A 20,825-nucleotide genomic window follows, 5' to 3' on the forward strand; every position below is an offset into this window, starting at 1 on the left:
CATCCGCCCGACCCGCCGACCGGCCGGACGCCGAGGTCGCGGCGATTCCGGTGAGCCGGTGATCGGCCCCGCGTCCGGCATTGCGTAACCTGGTGCGACCTGTGGTGCGGATGGGGGAGGACCAGTGCGACTCGGGCTCAGCCTCGGATACCAGACGGCGTGGAGCACGCCGGCCGACCACCTGGCCCTGGCCCAGGAGGCGGACCGGCTCGGCTACTCGGTGGTGTGGGCGGCGGAGGCCTACGGCTCCGACTCGCCGAGCATGCTCGCCTGGATGGCCGGCCAGACCGAGCGGATCGACGTGGGCGCCGCGGTGATGCAGATCCCCGCCCGTACCCCGGCGATGACCGCGATGACCGCGGCGACGATCGACGCCCTCTCCGGCGGCCGGTTCCGGCTCGGCCTGGGCGTGTCCGGCCCGCAGGTCTCCGAGGGCTGGCACGGCGTACGCTTCGCCAAGCCGCTGGCCCGCACCCGCGAGTACGTCGACATCGTGAAGCTGGCCGTGGCGCGCAAGGAGGTCGCCTACGACGGCGAGTTCTACACGCTGCCGCTGCCCGACGGCCCCGGCAAGGCCCTCCGGCTCGGCTTCCACCCGCCGCGCGAGCACATCCCGATCTACCTGGCCGCGGTCGGCCCGAAGAACCTGGAACTGGCCGGGGAGATCGCGGACGGCTGGCTGGCCGTCTTCTACTCGCCCGAGTTCGCCGAGGAGCAGCTGGCGTCCGTGCGGGCCGGGCGGGCGAAGGTCGGCAAGGAACTGGCCGGCTTCGACGTGGTCCCGTCCGTGCCGGTGGTCGTCGGCGACGACATCGCCACCTGCGCCGAGCTGGTCCGCTGGTACGCCGCGCTCTACGTGGGCGGCATGGGCAGCCGGCAGCAGAACTTCTACAACCAGCTGGCCACCCGGATGGGGTACGGCGACGCCGCCCGCGAGGTGCAGGACCTCTACCTCGCCAAGCGGCAGCGCGACGCGGCCGCCGCGGTGCCGATGGAGTTCATCGACCGCACCTCGCTGCTCGGACCGAAGGAGCGCATCGCCGAGCGGATGCGGGAGTACGCCGCCGCCGGCGTCACCACCCTGTCGGTGAGCCTGTTCGCCGCCGACCGGGACAGCGGGGTGCAGACCCTGCGTACCGTCGCCGAGGCGTTCGACCTCGCCGGAGTCGGCGAGTGACCTGGGTCGAAGCCATCGTCCTGGGCATCGTCCAGGGATTGACGGAGTTCCTTCCGGTCAGCTCGTCCGGCCACCTGCGGATCACCTCCGCGATCTTCTTCGAGCGGGACGCCGGGGCGTCGTTCACCGCGGTGACCCAGCTGGGCACCGAGGCGGCGGTGCTGATCTACTTCGCCAAGGACATCTGGCGGATCACCCGGACGTGGCTGGTCGGGATCACGGACAAGTCGGTCCGCTCCAGCCTCGACTACCGGATGGGCTGGTACGTGATCGTCGGCTCGATCCCGATCGGGCTGTTCGGCTTCCTGTTCAAGGACCAGATCCGTACCGCCGGCCGCAACCTGTGGCTGGTCGCCACCACGCTGATCGTCTTCGCGTTCGTCCTCGCGTTCGCCGAGTACTGGGGCCGGCAGACCCGCACCCTGCAGAACTTCCGGATGAGCGACGGCGTGGTGATGGGCTTCGCCCAGGCGATGGCGCTGATCCCCGGGGTGTCCCGCTCCGGCGGCACGCTCACCGCCGGGCTGCTGCTCAACCTGACCCGCGAGGCGGCCGCCCGGTACTCGTTCCTGCTGGCCATCCCAGCCGTGGTGATGTCCGGGATCTTCAGCGTCGGTGACGTCTTCGAACCGGCCGCCCCCGGCACCTCGGCGCCGTCGGTCGCCCAGATGATCGTCGCCACGGTCATCGCGTTCGCCATCGGCTACGCGGCCATCGCCTGGCTGCTGCGCTACGTCGCCCACCACACCCTGTACGTCTTCGTGCTCTACCGGGTCGCGCTGGGCACCCTGGTCCTCGCCCTGCTGATGACCGGCACCATCAGCGCCACCTAACCGTCCGCGACCCCCGACGGCCCCCGGCACCGCGAGGCGACCGGGGGCCGTCGCCGTTCCATCCCAGCGCCCCGGCGCGGGTCCTGACGACCTGCCGCGAGGTCGCGCCAGGTCTGGCCGATCCAGGATTCACATCCGCTGGCTGCCGGGTCGGTGACCGGGGGCTGCGACGGCCGGGCCCTCCGCCGGCCGCGAGGCGCGGCTCACGCCTCCCGGGGCCAGGGGCCGCGGGTTCCCGAAAGACAGCGCCGCCCCCGCGGCCTTGTGGGCTGCGGGGGCGGCGCTGGGGTGTCGGTGTGCAGGTCGCCTCTCGGCGAGTGGCGCGACGCGGCTCCAGCCGGACGGTATTCCGCGAAGGCTATAGAGGTGAGGCCCGGGGACACTGAGTCACACCGACACTGGTCTCAACCGGGTAGTGGGTCGGGTTGTTCCCGCTTGCTGGACTGGTTTCGTGCCGGGTGGCGGTCGGCCGCCCGCGCCCCTTGGCTGCACGGCATCGTCCGTCGGCCGGGCCTTCGGGCGCCGATGTTGCGGTGGTCGGGGGTGTGGCCTGGTGCGTTGGGGACAAGGTTGGGGGTGTGGCCCGCCGTGCCCAGCTTCGGGCGGTCAGGCTTGATCCCTGCGCCGGGCACGGCGGGCCACACCCCTGTCCCGGTCGAGCCTCGACCGCCGGTCGCGGTCGTCGGGTCGGTGCCTCGCGCTGTCCGCGTGGGTGTGCGGGACGTGGGTGTGTGGGGCGCTGGTCGAGATCTTGGACAGTTTCGGTTCGCGGCGGACGGTAACTGTCCAAGATCGCCGCCAGGCCGCCGGTGTCAGCGCGCGCCGCTGCCGCCGCCGTGCCGGGTCGGCGGGGATGTTCGGTTCCGCGAGGTGCCGATACCCGGTGGTGGGTGCCCGGTCAGCGGTGGTAGGTGTCGGTCGGTCTGCTGGGAAGACATCGCTGGCCAGCGCCCGCGATCGGGGGCCGGCCCGAGTCCGGGTATGCCGCAGGGCCGGCACCCGTGGTGGGTGCTGGCCCTGCGGTCGGTGGATGTGCTGCTGGCCGGCACCCGGTGTGGGTGTCGGCCAGCAGTCCCCCCATGAGGAAAGTCGGTCCTGCGTGTGTTGGGTTGTCAGTTGTTCCAGTGCTCGGCGACGAGGTCGGCGGCCTGCTGCTCCCACTGGGCGTAGTGGAACGGGTAGGCCGACACCTGCACCGTCTGGGCGGCCTTGGTCAGCGGCATGTCCTGCCAGCCGTCGACCTGCTTGAGGCCCTTCAGGAACGCCGTGGTCGAGTACTCGGGGTCGGTGATCTGCTCGACCGTGCCCCAACCCGAGGACGGGCGCTGCTGGAACAGGCCCTGCGAGTCGTGGTCGTTGCGCTCACCCAGGTGACCCAGGTTCTCCAGCTTCGACTCCTGCAGCGCGGTCGCGATCGCCACCACCGCCGCGCGCTCGTCCATGTCGGACTTCTTCGTCGCCGCGATGATCGCCTTCACGTTCTCCACCTGCTCACCGTCGAGCTCGATGCGCGACTGCTCACCCTGCACACCATGCGGAATCAGCTTCGCCTTATCGACACCCGGCTTGTCAGCCTGCACGGTCACGGCGACCGGCTTCACCGACTCGACCGACGCGGCCTCAGCGTGCATGGCGGGGCCAGCGGCGATGCCACCGGCGAAGGCCAGACCAGCAATACCCAGAACGCTCTTACGCATGATCGTGTTCATCACAAAGCTCCTTCGGGGGATGACGCCACCAAACCCAAGGGGGACGGGCCACAGCAGCGCAAGCACCATCAGGCGCCCAGAAAGACTCAGGGGAAGAACCACTCGGCACTCTCGCGGGGCGGGGGATGCCCTGGCCGGTGCCAGATGCCCGGCAAACCTGCGGGGCGGGGGTGCCCTGCGCGGCCGGACTGTGTGTAACGACCGCCAGCACCCCATCATTCCGGGGCCGGAACCCTCACCCGGCTCTGCCGGGCGGGGTGTTGCTGCGATCGCCGGGGGATGTAACGACCGGCCGCCCGCCATCATTCCGCCGGGGTCACGGGCCTCGGGGCCGGCCGGGCCGGCGGCGTGCCCTTGCTCGATCGTCCGCATGATGTAACGCCCCCGACCCGGCCCCGATTCCGCCACCCGGATGCCGCCGGTCACACCCACAAACCGACAAACACCCCACTCACGGGTCGAACCACCAGCCCGGCCGACGGGCCGGACGGGGAGATCGACTCCGTGTCGCCGATATGGGGCCATCCCGGACGGGTCGATACCGCCACATCGGCGAAACGACGACAGGGCCCACACGCCCACGGCGGGTCCGCACACTCGATGCCCCGGATGCGCGGAAAGTCCGGATGACCGACCCGGGCTGAGGTTTCATCCAGCGGGCCCCATGGAATCCCGAGCGGTGGGTGGGGTCACCGAGGAACGAGCGTGATACCTCAGGGGCATATTGATGACTCAGAGGTATCAACCTCCCGGACAACATGCCCAGCCCCGACGACACGCCCGACCCGACCCAGCCGCCGCCAGCCGCGCCGGACGGGTCGAGCGAACCGGCGCCAGCGCCACGAACGGACCCGGACCACGACAACGGTGGGGCCACCGTGACCGCACGAGCGGAGCCGGACCACGACTACATGTCTGCCCACCGTGACCGCACCGCCGGCCCAGACGTGAATCCGGTCGAGCGGCGGAGGACCACGACGAGGGTGTGGCCCGCCGTGACCGGCGCAGGGATCAAGCCTGACCGCCCGGAGCCGGTCACGGCGGGCCACACCCCCAACCGCAACCACCACCCACCGCGAGCGAACCTGGCACAGGGATCGAGTCGACCGTCCGGAGCCGGTCACAGAGACCCGAAAGCGGGCGCGCCGGGCGGCAGTGGACCCGCACACCCCAGGCCCTAGGGTGGTGACCGTGGCGACCCTTCTGCTTCTGCGACACGGCCGGACGACCGCCAACGCGGACGGTGGGCTGGCCGGCCGCCAGCCGGTCGAGCTCGACGACACCGGCCGGGCCCAGGCGACCGCGGTCGGCCAGCGGCTCCGGGCGGTGCCGCTGGCGGCGGTGGTGACCAGCCCGTTGATCCGCTGCCGGCAGACCCTGGAGCTGGCGCTGCCGGAGGCGTCCCCGGTCGTCGAGGAGGGCCTGATCGAGTGCGGCTACGGCACGTGGGAGGGGCAGCCGCTGAAGAAGCTGGCCAAGGAGCCGCTCTGGCCGGTGGTCCAGCAGCATCCCAGCGCGGCGGTCTTCCCGGAGGGGGAGGCGATGGCGGCGATGGCGGCCCGGGCGGTCGCGGCGGTGCGCTCCTGGGACGCCCGGGTCACCGCCGAGCACGGCCCGGAGGCGGTCTGGCTGGCGTGCAGCCACGGCGACGTGATCAAGGCGATCGTGGCGGACGCGCTGGGCGTACATCTCGACCTGTTTCAGCGGATCGTGGCGGACCCGGCGTCGGTGACCGCGATCCGCTACACGCCGGTGCGCCCGTTCCTGTTGCGGCTCAACGACACCGGCGGCGACCTGGCCGGTCTGGTGCCGCCGCCGCGCAAGCGGCGCCGGCGGGCGGCCCGGGCGGCCGACTCGGACGCCGCGGTCGGTGGGGGAGCGGGGGCGGCGCGGTGAGCCCAGCCGGATCAGGGCCGACCCGGCGGTACGGCGGGGGCGCCGGCGCGAGGGTGATTCGGGGTGTCGGTGGGGTGCGCGTTGCCGTTGCGGGCCGGATAGGGTCGTGGGTATGACCCACCAGGTGCACGCCTTCGAGCCGCCGGAGCGGTTCGTCGCCGGGACCGTCGGGCCGCCGGGGGATCGCACGTTCTTCCTCCAGGCGCGCGGCGGTGGCCGGCTGGTCAGCGTCGCGCTGGAGAAGGTCCAGGTGTCGTTGCTGGCCGAGAAGCTGGAGGAACTGCTCTCCGAGGCGCAGCGCCGGTTCGGGGTCGAGCTGCCCGAGCCGGCCACCGGCGTCGGCGACAACGACCCGTTGGACACGCCGGTCGACGAGGAGTTCCGGGTCGGCACCCTCGGGCTGGCCTTCGACGTGGACACCGCCACGGTGGTGATCGAGGCGATCGCCGCCGGTGAGGCGGAGGCCGAGGTCGAGTTGGGCGAGCCCGACGACGACGAGGACTCCGACGACGACGAGCCCGACGACGATCTCGACCGGCTCCGGGTGCGGCTGACCCCGGAGGCGACACGGCAGTTCATCGAACGGGCCCGGCGGGTGGTCAACGCCGGCCGGCCGCCCTGCCCGCTCTGCGGTCAGCCGCTGGATCCCGCGGGCCACCTCTGCCCGCGGCACAACGGTTACCACCGGTGACGTCGTCCGGTCTGCAACCCCGCCAGGACGGCGACGCCGCGCTCCGGCTGCTCCGCGACGGCGCGCTCGACCTCGAGGGCCGGCTGGTGGACGCCTCGAACACCACCCTGCGGGGGATCCTCACCCTGGACGGGGTGACCGCCCGCTGCGTCTACAAGCCGGTCCGGGGCGAGCGACCGCTCTGGGACTTCCCGGACGGCACGCTGGCCGGCCGGGAGGTGGCCGCGTACCTGGTCTCCCGGGCCACCGGCTGGGATCTGGTGCCGCCGACGGTGCTGCGGGACGGCCCGTTGGGGCCGGGTTCGTGCCAGCTCTGGATCGACGAGCCGGCCGACGCGGAGCCGCTGGTCGGCTTCGTGCCGGCCGACGCGCTGCCGCCGCGCTGGTTCCCGATCGCCGCCGCCCGCGACGATGACGGCACCCCCTACGCGCTGGCGCACGCTGACGACCCGCGGCTGGCCCGGCTCGTGGTGCTCGACGCGGTGATCAACAATGCCGACCGCAAGGGCGGCCACGTGCTGGTCGGCCCGGACGACCGGATCTACGGCGTGGACCACGGGGTGAGCTTCCACGTCGAGGAGAAGCTGCGCACGGTGCTCTGGGGCTGGGCCGGCCGGCAGCTGCCGGCGGACGCGGTGGAGATGCTCGACGCACTCGCCGGGCAGGTCACCGGGGCGCTCGGCGCCGAACTGGCCGACCACCTGACGATCACCGAGATCGCCGAACTGGCCGCCCGGATCGACCGGCTGCGCGACACCGGCCGGTTCCCGCAGCCGCCCCAGGACTGGCCGGCGGTGCCCTGGCCACCCATGTGAGCCGCTGTCGTGATGATCACCCCGGTGCTCGTCCTGCCCCCGTCGTAGCGCTGGCTAGGCTGGCAATCATGGAGTCTTGGGCGGGACATGAGGTGCCGCGGCTGCCCGGCAGGGGCGGGCCGCTGGCGTTGTTCGACTCGGCGCGGCAGGGGGTCCACCCGAGCGAGCCGGACGGCACGGCGACCATGTACGTCTGCGGCATCACCCCGTACGACGCCACGCACCTCGGTCACGCCGCCACCATGATCACGTTCGACCTGGTCCAGCGCGTCTGGCGGGACGCCGGCCTGGACGTGCAGTACGTGCAGAACGTCACCGACATCGACGACCCGCTGCTGGAGCGGGCGGCCCGCGACGGGGAGGACTGGAAGGTCCTCGCGATGCGGGAGACCGCGCTGTTCCGGGAGGACATGGAGGCGCTGCGGATGATCCCGCCGGCGCACTACGTGGGCGCGATCGAGTCGATCCCGGACATCGCCGAGAAGGTCCTGATGTTGCTCAAGGACGGCGCCGCGTACCGGCTGGAGGACGGCACCGGCGACGTCTACTTCGACATCAGCGCGGCGCCCCGGTTCGGCTACGAGTCCAACCTGTCCCGCGAGCAGATGCTGGAGATCTTCCCGGAGCGCGGCGGCGACCCGGAGCGGGCCGGCAAGCGTGACCCGCTCGACCCGCTGCTCTGGCGGGGCGCCCGCGAGGGGGAGCCGTCCTGGCCGGGCGGCGAGCTGGGCGCGGGTCGCCCGGGCTGGCACATCGAGTGTGCGGTGATCGCGCTGGGTCTGCTCGGCGACCGGATCGACGTCCAGGGCGGCGGCAACGATCTGCTCTTCCCGCACCACGAGTGTTCCGCCGCGCACGCCGAGCGGCTCACCGGTGAGGCGCCGTTCGCGACGCACTACACGCACGCCGGCATGATCGGCCTGGACGGCGAGAAGATGTCGAAGTCCCGGGGCAACCTGGTCTTCGTCTCCCGGCTGCGGGCCGACCAGGTGGATCCGATGGCGGTGCGGCTGGCGCTGCTGTCCGGGCACTACCGGGCCGACCGGTCCTGGACCGACGACCTGCTCACCACGGCGCAGCAGCGGCTGGCCCGCTGGCGGCGGGCCGCCGCCGCGCCGTCCGGGCCGTCCGGCGCCGAGTTCCTGGCCGGCGTACGCGCCCGGCTCGCCGACGACCTGGACACTCCCGGCGCGCTGGCGCTCGCCGACGCCTGGGCCGAGCAGGCCCTGGCCGGCACCGCCGACGACCCGGCCGCCCCCGCTCTCTTCGCCGACACCCTGGACGCCCTCCTCGGCATCCGCCTCTGACCACCCCCAACCCCAACCCCGGCCCGCCCGCCTTTGGGCCCGTTGATCATGAAGTTGTTGCCGCGACCCGCCGAGGCGGCCGGCAACAACTTCATGATCGACCGGGCTGGCTCCGGGGGAGAGGAGTCAGGCGAGGGTGAGGCCGGGGTCGGGGTCTGGTTCGGGGGCGGGGGCGGGGATCTTGTACTCCTCGGTGAGCGTGGTGACCGGGCCGGGCCAGGTGGCCTGGGCGACCTCGATCGGCTTGCGGGCGCCGTCGTAGGCGACGTGCAGCAGGTGCAGCACCGGGGTGTCCGGGCGGATCTGCAGGATCTCCGCCTCCTCCCGGCTGGGCTGGCGGGCGCTGATCGTGTCGGTCGCCGAGACGTACCGCCGCCCGGTGGCCTCCTCGGCCTCCTGGTAGAGCGGCCGGCCGTACGCCTCGCTGCGTTCCAGTGAGGTGCCGGCGGCGTCGGCGGGCAGGAACCAGGAAGCGCCGACCTCGACCGGGGAGTCCTCGGTGCGGACCAGGTGCCGGCGGCAGATCAGCTCGGTGCCGTCGGGCACGCCGAACGCGTCGGCCACCTCGGGCGGGGCGGGGGCGCGGCCGACCGAGACGAGTTGCTGCTTGTACCGGGCGGCCAGGTCGGTGTGGTAGCCGCGGAAGCCGCCGTACCGTCCCCGGGAGAGCCGGTTGAGTCGCCGCCGGGTGCCCCGGACGTACGTGCCGGAGCCCGGCTTGGTGATCAGGATGCCCTCGACCCGCAGCTGGTCGACGGCGCGCTGCACGGTCTGCTTGGCCACCCCGAACATCTCGGCGATGGCCGGGATGGACGGCAGCCGCTCACCCGGACCCCAGTCGCCGCGCCGCACCTGCGCCTTGAGCTGCGCGGCGATCTGCCGGTGCGGGAACTCGGCCGCGCCCGGATTGATCTGCATGCCCGCCTCCTCGATCACAGCTAGGTTCCTAGGATGGCCTAGCGGGTGTGACCACGCCACCCCGGACACGCCGAGAACCCTGCCCTCTGCGACCGAGTTCGGGAGCGGTCAAGGTTTCGCGAGCGAAGCCGAGAGCCCAAAGAGGGGCGAGGCCGAGCGCCCCGGGAAAGAGCGAGGCCGAGAGCCCAGAGAAAGTCCGGAGAAACGAACCGGGCCCCGGAACGCATGTCCGGGGCCCGGTGGGCGAACGGGGGAGCGGGCTACCAGGAGCCGGCGGTCGGGCCGGCCGAGCCGCCGCGGCGGCGCAGGTACTTCTCGAACTCCTGGGCGATCTCGTCACCGGTCAGCGGGGTGATGCCCGCGTCGCCGACGCGCTCCTCCAACTCGCGCACGTACTCGCCGAGTTCGGCGTCCTGCTCGGCGGCGCTGCGCACCCGCTGCTCCCACTCGGCGGCCTCCTCGGCCAGGTCGGCCATCGGCACCGGCAGGTCGAGCACCTCCTCGACCCGGTGCAGCAGGGCGAGGGTGGCCTTGGGGCAGGGCGGGTTGTTGGCGTAATGCGGCACGTGCACCCAGAACGAGACCGCGTCGACCTCGGCCCGGGTGCAGGCGTCGTGCAGCACCCCGACGATGCCGGTCGGCCCGTCGTAGCGGGTGGGGGTGAGCTGGTAGCGCTCGGCGGCCCGGGAGTCCGAGGCGCTGCCGCTGATCGGCAGCGGCCGGGTGTACGGCACGTCGGCCAGCAGCGCGCCGAGCAGCACCACCCGCTCGACCTCCAGGCTGTGGCAGATCTCCAGCACCTGCTCGCAGAAGGTGCGCCAGCGCATGCTCGGCTCGATGCCGCGGATCAGCACCACGTCGCGCTCGGTGCCCTCGGGGCTGGCCACCATGAACCGGGTGGTGGGCCACTGCACCCGACGGGTCTCGCCCTCGGCCATGGTGATGGTGGGCCGGCTGACCTGGAAGTCGTAGAAGTCCTCCGGGTCCAGCTCGGTGACCTGCCGGGCGTTCCACACCTGCTCCAGGTGTTCAACTGCGGCGGTGGACGCGTCCGCGGCGTCGTTCCACCCCTCGAACGCGGCGATGGCCACCGGGGACCGCAGCACCGGCAGTCCGTCGAACTCGGTCACGCCGTCACCTCTCCCTGCTGGTCGCGGACGGTGCCGGGGCCGCGCCCGGTGTCCCGCCGGCCGGGCACGGGGGCGCTGCTGTTGTCCTTCACGTCCGCCAGCCTACGTCCCGGGGCCGGGCGCGGCCCGGTGGCCGCGCCGGTCGGCAGGCGGGAAGCAACGGGCATAAGCCTACAGACCAGACAGGGTGATCCCGCTGACAGTATCTGGGACAGGGGTATGGGCCGCGACGTGGTCGGGGGCGGCACACTAACCTGAACGGCGTGCGGACTTCGTTGCTCGACGTACTGGCAGACCGGATCCTCATCGCCGACGGCGCGATGGGGACGATGCTGCAGGCGGCCGACCTGACCCTGGACGACTTCGAGGGCCACGAGGGCTGCAACGAGGTCCTCAACGTGACCCGGCCGGACGTGGTCCGCGGCGTGCACGAGGCCTACCTCGCCGCCGGGGCGGACTGCGTCGAGACGAACACGTTCGGCGCCAACCTCGCCAACCTCGGCGAGTACGACATCGCCCACCGGATCCGGGAGCTCTCCGAGGCCGGCGCCCGGATCGCCCGCGAGGCGGCCGACGCGTTCGCCACCCCGGAGCGGCCCCGGTTCGTGCTCGGTTCGATCGGTCCCGGCACCAAGCTGCCCACCCTCGGCCACGCCGACTACGCCACCCTGCGGGACGCGTACCGGGAGAACGCCGCCGGCCTGATCGCCGGCGGCGCGGACGCCCTGATCATCGAGACCTGCCAGGACCTGCTCCAGGTCAAGGCGGCGGTGGTCGGCGCGAAGCGGGCGATGGCCGAGATCGGGTCGCGGGTGCCGATCATCTGCCACGTCACCGTGGAGACCACCGGCACCATGCTGCTGGGCAGCGAGATCGGCGCGGCGTTGACCGCGATCGAGCCGCTCGGGGTCGACCTGATCGGGCTGAACTGCGCCACCGGGCCGGCGGAGATGAGCGAGCACCTGCGCTACCTCTCCCAGCACGCCGGGCTGAAGCTGTCGGTGATGCCGAACGCCGGCCTGCCGCAGCTGACCGCCGACGGTGCGGTCTACCCGCTCACCCCGGTCGAGTTGGCCGACGCGCTGGAGCGGTTCGTCGCCGAGTACGGCGTATCGCTGATCGGTGGCTGCTGCGGCACCACGCCGGAGCACATCCGGGTGGTCGCCGAGCGGCTGCACGGCGCCCGGCCCGGCCCCCGCGAACCCCGGCACGACGCCGGCGTCTCCTCGATCTACCACCACGTGCCGTTCGCCCAGGACGCCAGCGTGCTGATGGTGGGGGAGCGGACCAACGCCAACGGCTCCAAGGCGTTCCGCGAGGCGATGCTCGCCGGCGACTGGCAGGCCTGTGTGGAGATCGCCCGCAGCCAGGCCCGGGACGGCTCGCACCTGCTGGACCTCTGCGTCGACTACGTCGGCCGGGACGGCACGACGGACATGCGCGAGCTGGCCGGCCGGTTCGCCACCGCGTCCACCCTGCCGATCATGCTGGACTCCACCGAGCCGGCGGTCGTCGAGGCCGGCCTGGAGATGCTCGGCGGCCGGTGCGTGGTCAACTCGGTGAACTTCGAGGACGGCGACGGCCCCGAGTCGCGTTACGCCCGGGTGATGCCGGTGGTCGCCGAGCACGGCGCCGCGGTGGTCGCGCTGCTCATCGACGAGGAGGGCCAGGCCCGCACCAGGGAGTGGAAGGTACGCGTCGCCGGGCGGCTGATCGAGGACCTGACCGGCCGCTGGGGTCTGCGCCGCTCCGACATCCTCATCGACGCGCTGACCTTCCCGATCGCCACCGGCCAGGAGGAGACCCGGCGGGACGGCATCGAGACCATCGAGGCGATCCGGGAGATCGCCACCCGCTGGCCGGGGGTCAACTTCACCCTGGGCATCTCCAACGTCTCGTTCGGGCTCAACCCGGCCGCCCGGCAGGTGCTCAACTCGGTCTTCCTGCACGAGTGCGTGCAGGCCGGGCTGACCTCGGCGATCGTGCACGCCAGCAAGATCCTGCCGATGTCGAAGATCCCCGACGAGCAGCGCGAGATCGCTCTCGACCTGGTCTACGACCGGCGGCGCGAGGGCTACGACCCGGTGCAGCGGTTCATCGAGATCTTCGAGGGCGTGGACGCCGCGTCGGCGCGCGCCGGCCGGGCCGAGGAACTGGCCGCGCTGCCGCTGGAGGAGCGGCTCAAGCGGCGGATCATCGACGGCGAGCGCAACGGCCTGGAGGCCGACCTGGACGCCGCCATGGCCGGCGGCCGGACCCCGCTGTCGATCATCAACGACATCCTGTTGGACGGGATGAAGGTGGTCGGCGAGCTGTTCGGCTCCGGGCAGATGCAGCTGCCGTTCGTGCTCCAGTCCGCCGAGGTGATGAAGACCGCGGTGGCGTACCTCGAACCGCACATGGAGAAGGCCGACGACGGCGGCAAGGGCCGCATCGTGCTCGCCACCGTGAAGGGCGACGTGCACGACATCGGCAAGAACCTGGTGGACATCATCCTGTCCAACAACGGCTACGAGGTGGTGAACATCGGCATCAAGCAGCCGATCACCGCGATCCTCGACGCCGCCGAGGAGCACCGGGCCGACGCCATCGGCATGTCCGGGCTGCTCGTCAAGAGCACGGTCATCATGAAGGAGAACCTCGCCGAGATGGCGTCGCGCGGGGTCGCGGAGCGCTGGCCGGTGCTGCTCGGCGGGGCGGCGCTGACCCGGGCGTACGTCGAGGACGACCTGCGGTCGATGTTCCCCGGGCAGGTGCACTACGCCCGGGACGCGTTCGAGGGACTGTCCCTGATGGACCGGGTGATGGCCGCCAAGCGCGGCGGCGCGCCGGTGATCGACGCGGAGCGGGAGGCGGCGCTGGCCGCCCGGCGGGCGCGCCGGGAGCGGCAGCGGGCCATCGTCAACGAGTCGCTGCCGGAGCTGGACGACGCCTCGGTCCGCTCGGACGTGGCGACCGACGTCGAGGTGCCCACCCCGCCGTTCTTCGGCACCCGCGTGGTCAAGGGCGTGCCGCTGGCCGACTACGCGGCGCTGCTCGACGAGCGGGCCACCTTCCTCGGCCAGTGGGGCCTGCGCGGCGCCCGGGGCGGCAAGGGACCGTCCTACGAGGAACTGGTGGAGACCGAGGGCCGGCCGAGGCTGCGCTACTGGCTGGACCGGCTGATCGCCGACAAGGTGCTGGAAGCGGCCGTGGTCTACGGCTACTTCCCCGCCTACGCCGAGGGCAACGACCTGGTGGTGCTGGACGAGAACGGGCACGCCGAGCGGGCCCGGTTCTCCTTCCCGCGCCAGCGGCAGGAGCGGCGGCTCTGCCTGGCCGACTTCTTCCGCCCCCGCGGTGAGCAGCTGGACGTGGTGGCCCTGCAACTGGTCACCGTCGGCCAGCCGGTCAGCGAGTACGCGGCGAAGCTGTTCGCCCGCAACGAGTACCGCGACTACCTGGAGGTGCACGGGCTGTCGGTGCAGCTCACCGAGGCCCTCGCCGAGTACTGGCACAAGCGGGTCCGCGCCGAGCTGGCGCTGCCGGGTGGCCGTACGGTCGCCGACGACGACCCGGCGGACCTGGCCGGCCTGCTGCGCACCGACTACCGCGGCTGCCGGTACGCGTTCGGCTACCCGGCCTGCCCGGACCTGGAGGACCGGGCGAAGGTGGTCGACCTGCTCGGCGCGGAGCGGATCGGGGTGCAGCTGTCGGAGGAGTTCCAGCTCATCCCGGAGCAGGCCACCGACGCGATCGTGGTGCACCACCCGGAGGCCAGCTACTTCAACGCCAAGTGACGCCTCGCCCCGCCTGAGCTGCGCAAACACGTTCCGGTCAGTCACCCGGGCCGTCGTCATGGCCGTCGGAGGTGTCCGGGCCTGGCCGGTGGAACACGTGCTCGAAGCGTCCAGCCGCCGGCAGGCTCCATCTGATGCGTGACGGAGTGTCAGATGAGGCCTGACCGGCCGGCAGGGGAACTCTTGGTCGTGTCAGGCGTGCTCGGCAAGCCATCGCGCGATGGCGGCAAAGTCTGCGTCTGGTAGCTCTGGCAGGCCGATCCGCGGCGCTACTTCCTCGTTCGCATTGGCCATCCAGGTGGTAGCCCAGACCAGCTCGCAGCCAAGCGTGGTGAGCCGCTTGCCGTGCGTCGGATCGAGCCTCGACAGAAGCGGGTTGGATATCCCGTCCCATGCGGCGGTGGCGTCGACCTTGACTGCATGCCCTTCATGGTCCTTGGGCGGCTCCCCGCCAAGCGGGATGAGTGGTCCATCCACGTCGAGGAAGAGCAAGGGACGCTCGGCGCCAGCGGTCACCGTCGCACGATAGCGGTCCCTGTCCGTGGAGCCTCACCAGCAAATGGAGCCGGCCCGTCACGCATCAAGTGGAGTACGACAGCGCGAAAGGGCGTCGGAGCACCCTCGGCGGGCTCGCCGTCGGGCCACAGGAGTGAGGCGCTCCGAATAGCGCCGGTCAGCCGATGGTCCATCTGATACCTCCGGTCACACTGGCGGTATGAGACGCGACACGTGGGTACGCGTCGGGGCCCTGGCCGTCTGTGTCCTGGTCTCAGCGGCCCTCGGCGGGTGGCAGGGCTGGCGGAACGCGACGGTAGAGCCACCTGCGCCTCCCTCGGTCTGCCCGCTCATCCGGCCGGAGGTGTTCGACCTCCTCGTTCCTGCGCACGGTGCCCTGCGAACCGCGGAGCAGAACGGACCAGGCCTGCGCTCGAACTACTGCCTGACCGAGAGCGCGTCCACGAAGGCAGGCGCACGCGCTCACCTGTGGGTGTCCATCGGGCGTTACGGGCGGCACGAGGGCCGCGGCCCGCGTTGCGTGGACCGAGATGGTCTGCTGACGGTCCTCAACAACGAGAATCATGCCGTTGCGCTCGGCGACCGCGCCGTCTACTTCATCGCGGGCGACCGCGAAACCGGCCGGCGCATCAACCTCTCGGCGTGCTTCGGCACCTACGGAGTGCTGGTCCAATACGAGGCGACCGACGCCGCCGACACGGCGATGGTCGCCTCGGCCACCGCCGTCGCCCAGGAGGTGCTGTCGTGGCTATGAACGGCCCCCCATTTCCGTGGATTCCCGTTCCGGGAGACCTGCGACCCCGCAGCCTCGACCGCCGAATGCTAGTGCGGCAGTGGCTGCTGGCTGCTGCGGCCGTGTCACTCATCATCGCCGCCGGCGTGGTCGCGTGGCACATCGGCCGGCTGGCGGCCCCCACGATCGGCAGGTGGCAGATCACCGTCACCGACGAGGCGAGGGACGCGCCACCGCTACCCGACCTGCCGACATCTCCGTTCGCGCGGTAACCGCGGCGTCGGTCGGGAGCGAGGGCTGCGACGTACGTGGCGTCGGGCGGCGACGTACCGGTGTTGCCGGGTTCAGGCGATGAGCAGACGGAGGCCGAGGTTTACCGCGTCGAGATCGACGAGGTCGCGGTTGCGTTCGGCCCACCGACCCGAGGCGAGGTCGTCACGGAGGTGGCGCACCGCCCGTTGCTCGGCCTCCGGCCCCACTCTGGCCCAGACCGATACTCCACGACGGACATCCTCGTCCAGGTACGCCTCGGGCCGGCGCCAGTGGGCCTCGAAGAATCCGTCGACGCAGTCCCACGGGATGGGCACCGGTTCGACCCGGGCCCCGATCGCCATGGCCAGCTCGGTCAGCGAAGGTCGGCCGACCAGGAGGTCCGCGACCTCGGGCAGGTAGTCACGGGTGAGCCAGAACCGGTGACGCCATCCGGTGTCGGTGGTGTCGTGGGTGAACACCACCACGCGGCGAGCGACGCGCCGCATCTCGCGCAGGCCGGCGATCGGGTCCGGCCAGTGATGGATGGAGGCAACCGCCATCGCTGCGTCGAAGGAGTCGTCATGGAACGGCAGGTGCTCGGCAGATCCCGCCAGGCACGGTGCCGCCTCGGCGGGGCGCTGCGAGCGCATGAGAGCCGACGGTTCCACGGCGAGGACGTGCCGGTCCGGGGGCTCGTAGGACCCGGTGCCCGCCCCGACGTTCAGCACCGTCCGGGCATCGCCGAGCGCGGCCCAGATCTGCGCAGCGATACGCGGTTCGGTGCGCCGGGTCACGGTGTAGGTGGCTCCGATGGTGTCGTACAACTGCCCGCTGGTCATGACTCTGCCCTTTCTGGTCGGTTGCCGCCGTCGTCCCCGCACGCGCCTGCGGCCTGGACAGGCGTATCGATGACCGGAGTTCATTCTCGTTCGCTGGCCGGTGGGGTGGTAGGCCACGCCCCCGATCCCACAGCGAAGCCGCAGGAAGCGTTGCGCGACGAAGTGCTGCGTCCGGGTCATCTGCGGGAGGCTGGCGGCGGCCCGCGACGGAGTCCCGGCGAGCGGACGGCATCGGTCGAACCTCGCCCGGTGGGCGCGGCGGTGGCTGGCGTAGCGGGCGATCCTGCGACGGGCAGCGCGCGGCGACTGCTCCTACGATGACCCGGTGCTGCTCATCGACTGGCTCTCCGAGGCCTGGACGCGGGCCCGGGCGGTGCGCGTCCTCGACGGCGGTCTGGACGGCGGGCCGCTGGCCGAGCGCACCGTGCTGGCCGAGACGCACGATCCCGTTCGGCTGGCCCGAATGCGGCAGCTTACCACGGTTGGCCGGTTCACCGGTGACGTCTGCCGGTGCCTCGGCGGGCCAACCCTGGCCCTGTACGACGCCGACGACACGCTGCTGGGCAGCGCCACTCTGCACGGGCACGGCAGCGTCTCCTGGGAGCGGTCCAGGTTCGCCGACGACATCGAGGTCGACGAGCCCGAGGCGTTGACCCTGTTCCTGGCCGAAGGCGGGGTGACCGGGCTGCTCGTCGACCTGCTCGGCCCGCTCGTGACGACCCTGGGCTACGACGAGGCGCCGGACGGCCCGCAGTTCCGTCCGGTTGGGGCGCCGGCGGTGCTGGCCGACCGGCAGGTGCCCGAGGTGCTCCGCGACGAGCTGGTGGACGTCGCCGGCAGCGACGCCGCCCGGCTTCCCGACGCCCGGGTACGCCGCCTCGCCGAGCGGCTGGCCGGTGCCGAACCGGATCCGGTGGCGCGGGCGGGTGCGCTGCTCAACTGGCTGGGCCGGCTGCCGTACCCGACGGAGGCGCTGTGGGGTGAGGGCGTCCTGGTGCGCCGGCTGCTCGCGGCCCTGCCCGACGCGGACATCGTGACCGCGACGGCATCGGGTACCCCGGTGATGGTGCTCGGCGCGGTGAACTGGGCGGCGCACCAACCGGACGACTGCGTGGTCGCTACCGCTGTCGCGCGCATGATGCTCCGCTGATCCACGGCGGAACCGTACGCGGCGACGGGTTCGGCCGTCGCCGGGCGGGGACCGGGGGAAGCCCGGCAGGCTGTGGGGCGTGACGATTCGTACGGTGGCCATGACCTCAGGTCGTGGTCACATGATCCAATCCCCTGGCAGGGTTGAGTGATGGCCGCTCAGCTCCGCGCTCGTCTGACCGACTGGACCGTGATCGTGCCGCTGCTGGCGGTGCTGCTGCTGATCCTGACCTGGGGACGCGAACTGTCCGGCCCGCTCGTGTTGGTGGTGGCCGCCTTCCTGGCCGGCGCGGTGCTGGCCGCCGTGCACCACGCCGAGGTGGTCGCGCACCGGGTGGGGGAGCCGTTCGGCTCGCTGGTGCTCGCCGTGGCGGTCACCGTCATCGAGGTCGCCCTGATCGTCACGCTGATGATCAGCGGCGGGGAGAAGACCCAGTCGCTGGCCCGGGACACCGTCTTCGCCGCCGTGATGATCACCTTGAACGGGATCCTCGGCCTGTCGTTGCTGCTCGGCGCGCTGCGCCGGGGCGTGGCGGTGTTCAACTCCGAGGGCAGCGGCGGTGCGCTGGCCACCGTGGCCACCCTCGCCACGCTGAGCCTGGTGGTGCCGACCTTTACCACGAGCCGTCCCGGCCCGCAGTTCAGCCCGGCGCAGCTGGCCTTCGCCGCGGTGGCCTCGCTGGCGCTGTACGGGTTGTTCGTCATGGTGCAGACCGGTCGGCACCGGGACTACTTCCTGCCGGTCACCAGCGAGGGCGCGGTGATCGAGAGCGACGGGCACGCCGCCCCGCCGTCGACCCGCAAAGCGCTGCTCAGCCTCGTGCTGCTGCTGATCTCGCTGATCGCGGTGGTGGGGGACGCCAAGTCGGTCTCCCCGGCGATCGAGTCCGCCGTGGTCAAGGCGAACCTGCCGCAGTCGTTCGTCGGTGTGCTGATCGCGCTGCTGGTGCTGCTGCCCGAGACGCTGGCCGCGGTGCGTGCGGCGCGGCGGGACCGGGTGCAGATCAGCCTCAACCTCGCGCTCGGTTCGGCGATGGCCAGCATCGGGCTGACCATCCCGGCGATAGCGCTGGCCATGGTCTGGCTGGAGGGGCCGCTGGTGCTCGGCCTCGGCGGCACCCAGATGACCCTGCTCGCGCTCACCGTGGTCACCGGGGTGCTGACCGTGGTGCCGGGGCGGGCCACCCTGTTGCAGGGCGGCGTGCACCTGGTGCTGCTCGCCGCGTTCGTCTTCCTAGCCGCCAGCCCCTGACCCGGTGCACCGCGGCCCGCGACCCGGCGCCGTCGCCCGCGCCCGGCGCCGCGGCCGACGACCCGGTGCCGCCGCCCACGAGCCAGCGCCGTGGCCCGTGACCCGCGGCCGACGACGACCCGGTGCCACGGTCCGTGACCCGGCGCCAGCGCCCACGAGCCGGCGCCGTCGCGCCTCACCCGCCGTCGAGGCGGTCGGCCCGGGCGTGCAGGTAGCGCTGCTGGGCCAGGTTGGTCGACCGGGCGGCCGCCGCCCGGTAGGCGTCCCGGGCGGCGGTACGGTCGCCGAGCAGTTCCAGCAGGTGCGCGCGGACGGCCGGCAGGCGGGCGTCCGCGCCGAGCCGGCCGTCGGCGGCCAGCGCGTCGACCAGCGCCAGTCCGGCCCCCGCGCCCTGACTCATCGCCACCGCCACCGCGTGGTTCAGCGCCACCACCGGGCTGTCGGAGACCTGCCGCAGAACCTCGTACAGCGCGGTGATCTGGGCCCAGTCGGTCGCCTCGGCGTTGGGCGCCTCGTCGTGCACCGCGGCGATCGCCGCCTGCAGCTGGTACGGCCCGACCCGGCCGCGGGGGAGCGCGGCGGTGACCAGGGCGACGCCCTCGGCGATCTGGTCGGTCTTCCACCGGCTGCGGTCCTGCTCGGCCATCGGCACCAGTTCGCCGTGCGGGCCGGTGCGGGCCGGTGCCCGGGCGTCGGTGAGCAGCATCAGCGCGAGCAGCCCGGTGACCTCGGGATCGTCCGGCAGCAGCCGGTGCAGCAGGCGGGTCAGCCGGATCGCCTCGGCGGCCAGGTCCGCGCGGAGCAGGGCCGGCCCGGCGGTGCTCGCGTACCCCTCGTTGAAGATCAGGTAGAGCACGTGCAGGACGGCGGCGAGGCGCGCGGCGCGCTCGGGTCCGGCGGGCATCGCGAACGGCAGGCCGCTGTCGCGGATGCGCTGCTTGCCGCGGGTGATCCGGCGGGTCATCGTGGCCTCCGGCACCAGGAACGCCCGCGCCACCTCGGCGGTGCTCAGCCCGCCGACGGCGCGCAGGGTGAGCGCGATCTGGGAGGCCGGTGACAGCGCCGGATGGCAGCACAGGAACAGCAGGGTGAGGGTGTCGTCGGTGTCGGCCGGCGGGCGGTCGGCGGCGGGGGCCAGCCGCTGCTCGGGCAGCACCCGGCGAGCCACCGTCTCCTCCCGCCGCCGCCGGGCCTGCTCGCCGCGCAGCAGGTCGGTCAGCCGGCGGGACGCCACGGTGATCAGCCAGCCGCGCGGGTTGTCCGGTACGCCGTCGCGCGGCCAGCCGGTGGCCGCCGCGATCAGCGCCTCCTGGGTGGCGTCCTCGGCGGTGTCGAAATGGCCGTACCGGCGCACGAGCGCGCCGAGGACCTGCGGCGCCAGCCGGCGCAACAGGTCCTCGACACGCTCCGCGGGCATCGCCGGTTCAACCGTCCAGGTCGGCGATGCCCTCGGCGACCGGCCGCACGTCCACGTACTCGCCGGGGGCGTCCGGGTTGACGAAACCGGCGGCGATCTCGGTGGCCCGGTCGAAGCTGTCGCACTCCACGATGGTGTAGCCGGCCAGCACCTCCTGCGTCTCCGGATACGGCCCGTCGGTCACCACCGGCAGCCCGCCGCTGACCTGGACCCGGCGAGCGTGCACCGGGGCGACCAGCCCGCGCGCGTCCACCAGTTCGCCGGATTCGGCCAGCGCCTGGTGGACCTTCTCCATGTGGGCGTGCATCGCGGCGACGTCCTCCGCCGACATGGGCGGCTTGTCGGCGGCGGGCCGGCCGGCCAGCACGTCGTAGTCGCGCTGGGAGCCGTACAGCAGGATCATGTACTTCAT

General features: G+C 72.4%; 17 protein-coding genes and 1 pseudogene. 11 read left to right on the forward strand and 7 right to left on the reverse strand.

Annotation, left to right across the window (positions count from 1 at the left end; genetic code table 11):
- Positions 1-124 precede the first annotated feature (124 nt).
- Complete coding sequence (locus tag GA0070609_RS11010) at positions 125-1,177, forward strand: LLM class F420-dependent oxidoreductase (protein ID WP_088993722.1); 1,053 nt, start codon at positions 125-127, stop codon at positions 1,175-1,177.
- Positions 1,174-2,010 carry an undecaprenyl-diphosphate phosphatase gene (locus GA0070609_RS11015; RefSeq protein WP_088993723.1) on the forward strand — a complete coding sequence of 279 codons (837 nt, stop codon included), beginning with the start codon at positions 1,174-1,176 and terminating at the stop codon, positions 2,008-2,010. Before GA0070609_RS11010 ends, GA0070609_RS11015 begins: the two co-directional genes overlap by 4 nt.
- A 1,112-nt stretch (positions 2,011-3,122) precedes the next feature.
- Here the strand turns inward: GA0070609_RS11015 and GA0070609_RS11020 are convergent.
- Positions 3,123-3,719, reverse strand: a complete 597-nt coding sequence (locus GA0070609_RS11020; RefSeq protein ID WP_088993724.1) for a hypothetical protein — start codon at positions 3,717-3,719, stop codon at positions 3,123-3,125.
- A gap of 1,182 nt (positions 3,720-4,901) precedes the next feature.
- Here GA0070609_RS11020 and GA0070609_RS11025 point away from each other — a divergent pair.
- The 4 genes from GA0070609_RS11025 to mshC all read left to right on the forward strand — a co-directional run bounded on the left by GA0070609_RS11025 (position 4,902) and on the right by mshC (position 8,428).
- Positions 4,902-5,615 (forward strand): MSMEG_4193 family putative phosphomutase, encoded by a 714-nt coding sequence (locus GA0070609_RS11025; RefSeq protein ID WP_088993725.1) that lies wholly within the window; start codon positions 4,902-4,904, stop codon positions 5,613-5,615.
- 112 nt (positions 5,616-5,727) lie between these two features.
- Positions 5,728-6,306 (forward strand): DUF3090 domain-containing protein, encoded by a 579-nt coding sequence (locus tag GA0070609_RS11030; RefSeq protein ID WP_088993726.1) that lies wholly within the window; start codon positions 5,728-5,730, stop codon positions 6,304-6,306.
- Entirely contained in the window at positions 6,303-7,121 is an 819-nt protein-coding gene (locus tag GA0070609_RS11035) for an SCO1664 family protein (protein ID WP_088993727.1), read from the forward strand. The genes GA0070609_RS11030 and GA0070609_RS11035 overlap by 4 nt, the downstream gene beginning before the upstream one ends.
- A gap of 68 nt (positions 7,122-7,189) precedes the next feature.
- Entirely contained in the window at positions 7,190-8,428 is a 1,239-nt protein-coding gene (mshC, locus tag GA0070609_RS11040; protein WP_088993728.1) for a cysteine--1-D-myo-inosityl 2-amino-2-deoxy-alpha-D-glucopyranoside ligase, read from the forward strand.
- Positions 8,429-8,554: 126 nt separating this feature from the next.
- Here the strand turns inward: mshC and GA0070609_RS11045 are convergent, their stop codons facing one another.
- On the reverse strand, positions 8,555-9,346 hold the full coding sequence (locus GA0070609_RS11045) for a GntR family transcriptional regulator (protein WP_088997653.1): 792 nt from the start codon (positions 9,344-9,346) through the stop codon (positions 8,555-8,557).
- Positions 9,347-9,606: 260 nt separating this feature from the next.
- On the reverse strand, positions 9,607-10,476 hold the full coding sequence (locus GA0070609_RS11050; RefSeq protein ID WP_088993729.1) for a PAC2 family protein: 870 nt from the start codon (positions 10,474-10,476) through the stop codon (positions 9,607-9,609).
- 263 nt (positions 10,477-10,739) lie between these two features.
- On the opposite strand from GA0070609_RS11050, the gene metH reads away from it, so the two are divergent.
- Positions 10,740-14,255 (forward strand): methionine synthase, encoded by a 3,516-nt coding sequence (metH, locus tag GA0070609_RS11055; protein ID WP_172899319.1) that lies wholly within the window; start codon positions 10,740-10,742, stop codon positions 14,253-14,255.
- Between the two features lie 192 nt (positions 14,256-14,447).
- Here metH and GA0070609_RS11060 read toward each other — a convergent pair whose 3' ends face one another.
- Positions 14,448-14,771: an HAD domain-containing protein gene (locus GA0070609_RS11060; protein WP_197700256.1), complete on the reverse strand. Its 324-nt coding sequence runs from the start codon at positions 14,769-14,771 to the stop codon at positions 14,448-14,450.
- A gap of 343 nt (positions 14,772-15,114) precedes the next feature.
- Here GA0070609_RS11060 and GA0070609_RS33125 point away from each other — a divergent pair, with 343 nt between their 5' ends.
- Together GA0070609_RS33125 and GA0070609_RS11070 are read left to right on the forward strand one after the other, a co-directional pair.
- Positions 15,115-15,525 carry a hypothetical protein gene (locus GA0070609_RS33125; protein ID WP_157748114.1) on the forward strand — a complete coding sequence of 137 codons (411 nt, stop codon included), beginning with the start codon at positions 15,115-15,117 and terminating at the stop codon, positions 15,523-15,525.
- A 101-nt stretch (positions 15,526-15,626) separates the two neighbouring features.
- On the forward strand, positions 15,627-15,776 hold the full coding sequence (locus GA0070609_RS11070) for a hypothetical protein (protein ID WP_157748115.1): 150 nt from the start codon (positions 15,627-15,629) through the stop codon (positions 15,774-15,776).
- Between the two features lie 72 nt (positions 15,777-15,848).
- On the opposite strand, the pseudogene GA0070609_RS11075 reads toward GA0070609_RS11070, so the two are convergent.
- Positions 15,849-16,589 (reverse strand): annotated as a pseudogene (locus tag GA0070609_RS11075) (class I SAM-dependent methyltransferase); the annotation flags it as partial.
- A gap of 331 nt (positions 16,590-16,920) precedes the next feature.
- On the opposite strand from GA0070609_RS11075, the gene GA0070609_RS33835 reads away from it, so the two are divergent.
- Positions 16,921-17,745: a hypothetical protein gene (locus tag GA0070609_RS33835; protein WP_197700257.1), complete on the forward strand. Its 825-nt coding sequence runs from the start codon at positions 16,921-16,923 to the stop codon at positions 17,743-17,745.
- Between the two features lie 150 nt (positions 17,746-17,895).
- Positions 17,896-18,996 (forward strand): calcium:proton antiporter, encoded by a 1,101-nt coding sequence (locus tag GA0070609_RS11085; protein WP_088993734.1) that lies wholly within the window; start codon positions 17,896-17,898, stop codon positions 18,994-18,996.
- A 175-nt stretch (positions 18,997-19,171) separates the two neighbouring features.
- Here GA0070609_RS11085 and GA0070609_RS11090 read toward each other — a convergent pair whose 3' ends face one another.
- Together GA0070609_RS11090 and GA0070609_RS11095 are read right to left on the reverse strand one after the other, a co-directional pair.
- The gene (locus GA0070609_RS11090; RefSeq protein WP_088993735.1) at positions 19,172-20,413 is read right to left on the reverse strand and encodes an RNA polymerase sigma factor; all 1,242 of its coding nucleotides are present in this window, start codon (positions 20,411-20,413) and stop codon (positions 19,172-19,174) included.
- 7 nt (positions 20,414-20,420) lie between these two features.
- Complete coding sequence (locus tag GA0070609_RS11095; RefSeq protein WP_088993736.1) at positions 20,421-20,825, reverse strand: YciI family protein; 405 nt, start codon at positions 20,823-20,825, stop codon at positions 20,421-20,423.

It is taken from the genome of Micromonospora echinaurantiaca (assembly GCF_900090235.1).
Taxonomy (GTDB): Bacteria; Actinomycetota; Actinomycetes; order Mycobacteriales; family Micromonosporaceae; genus Micromonospora; species Micromonospora echinaurantiaca.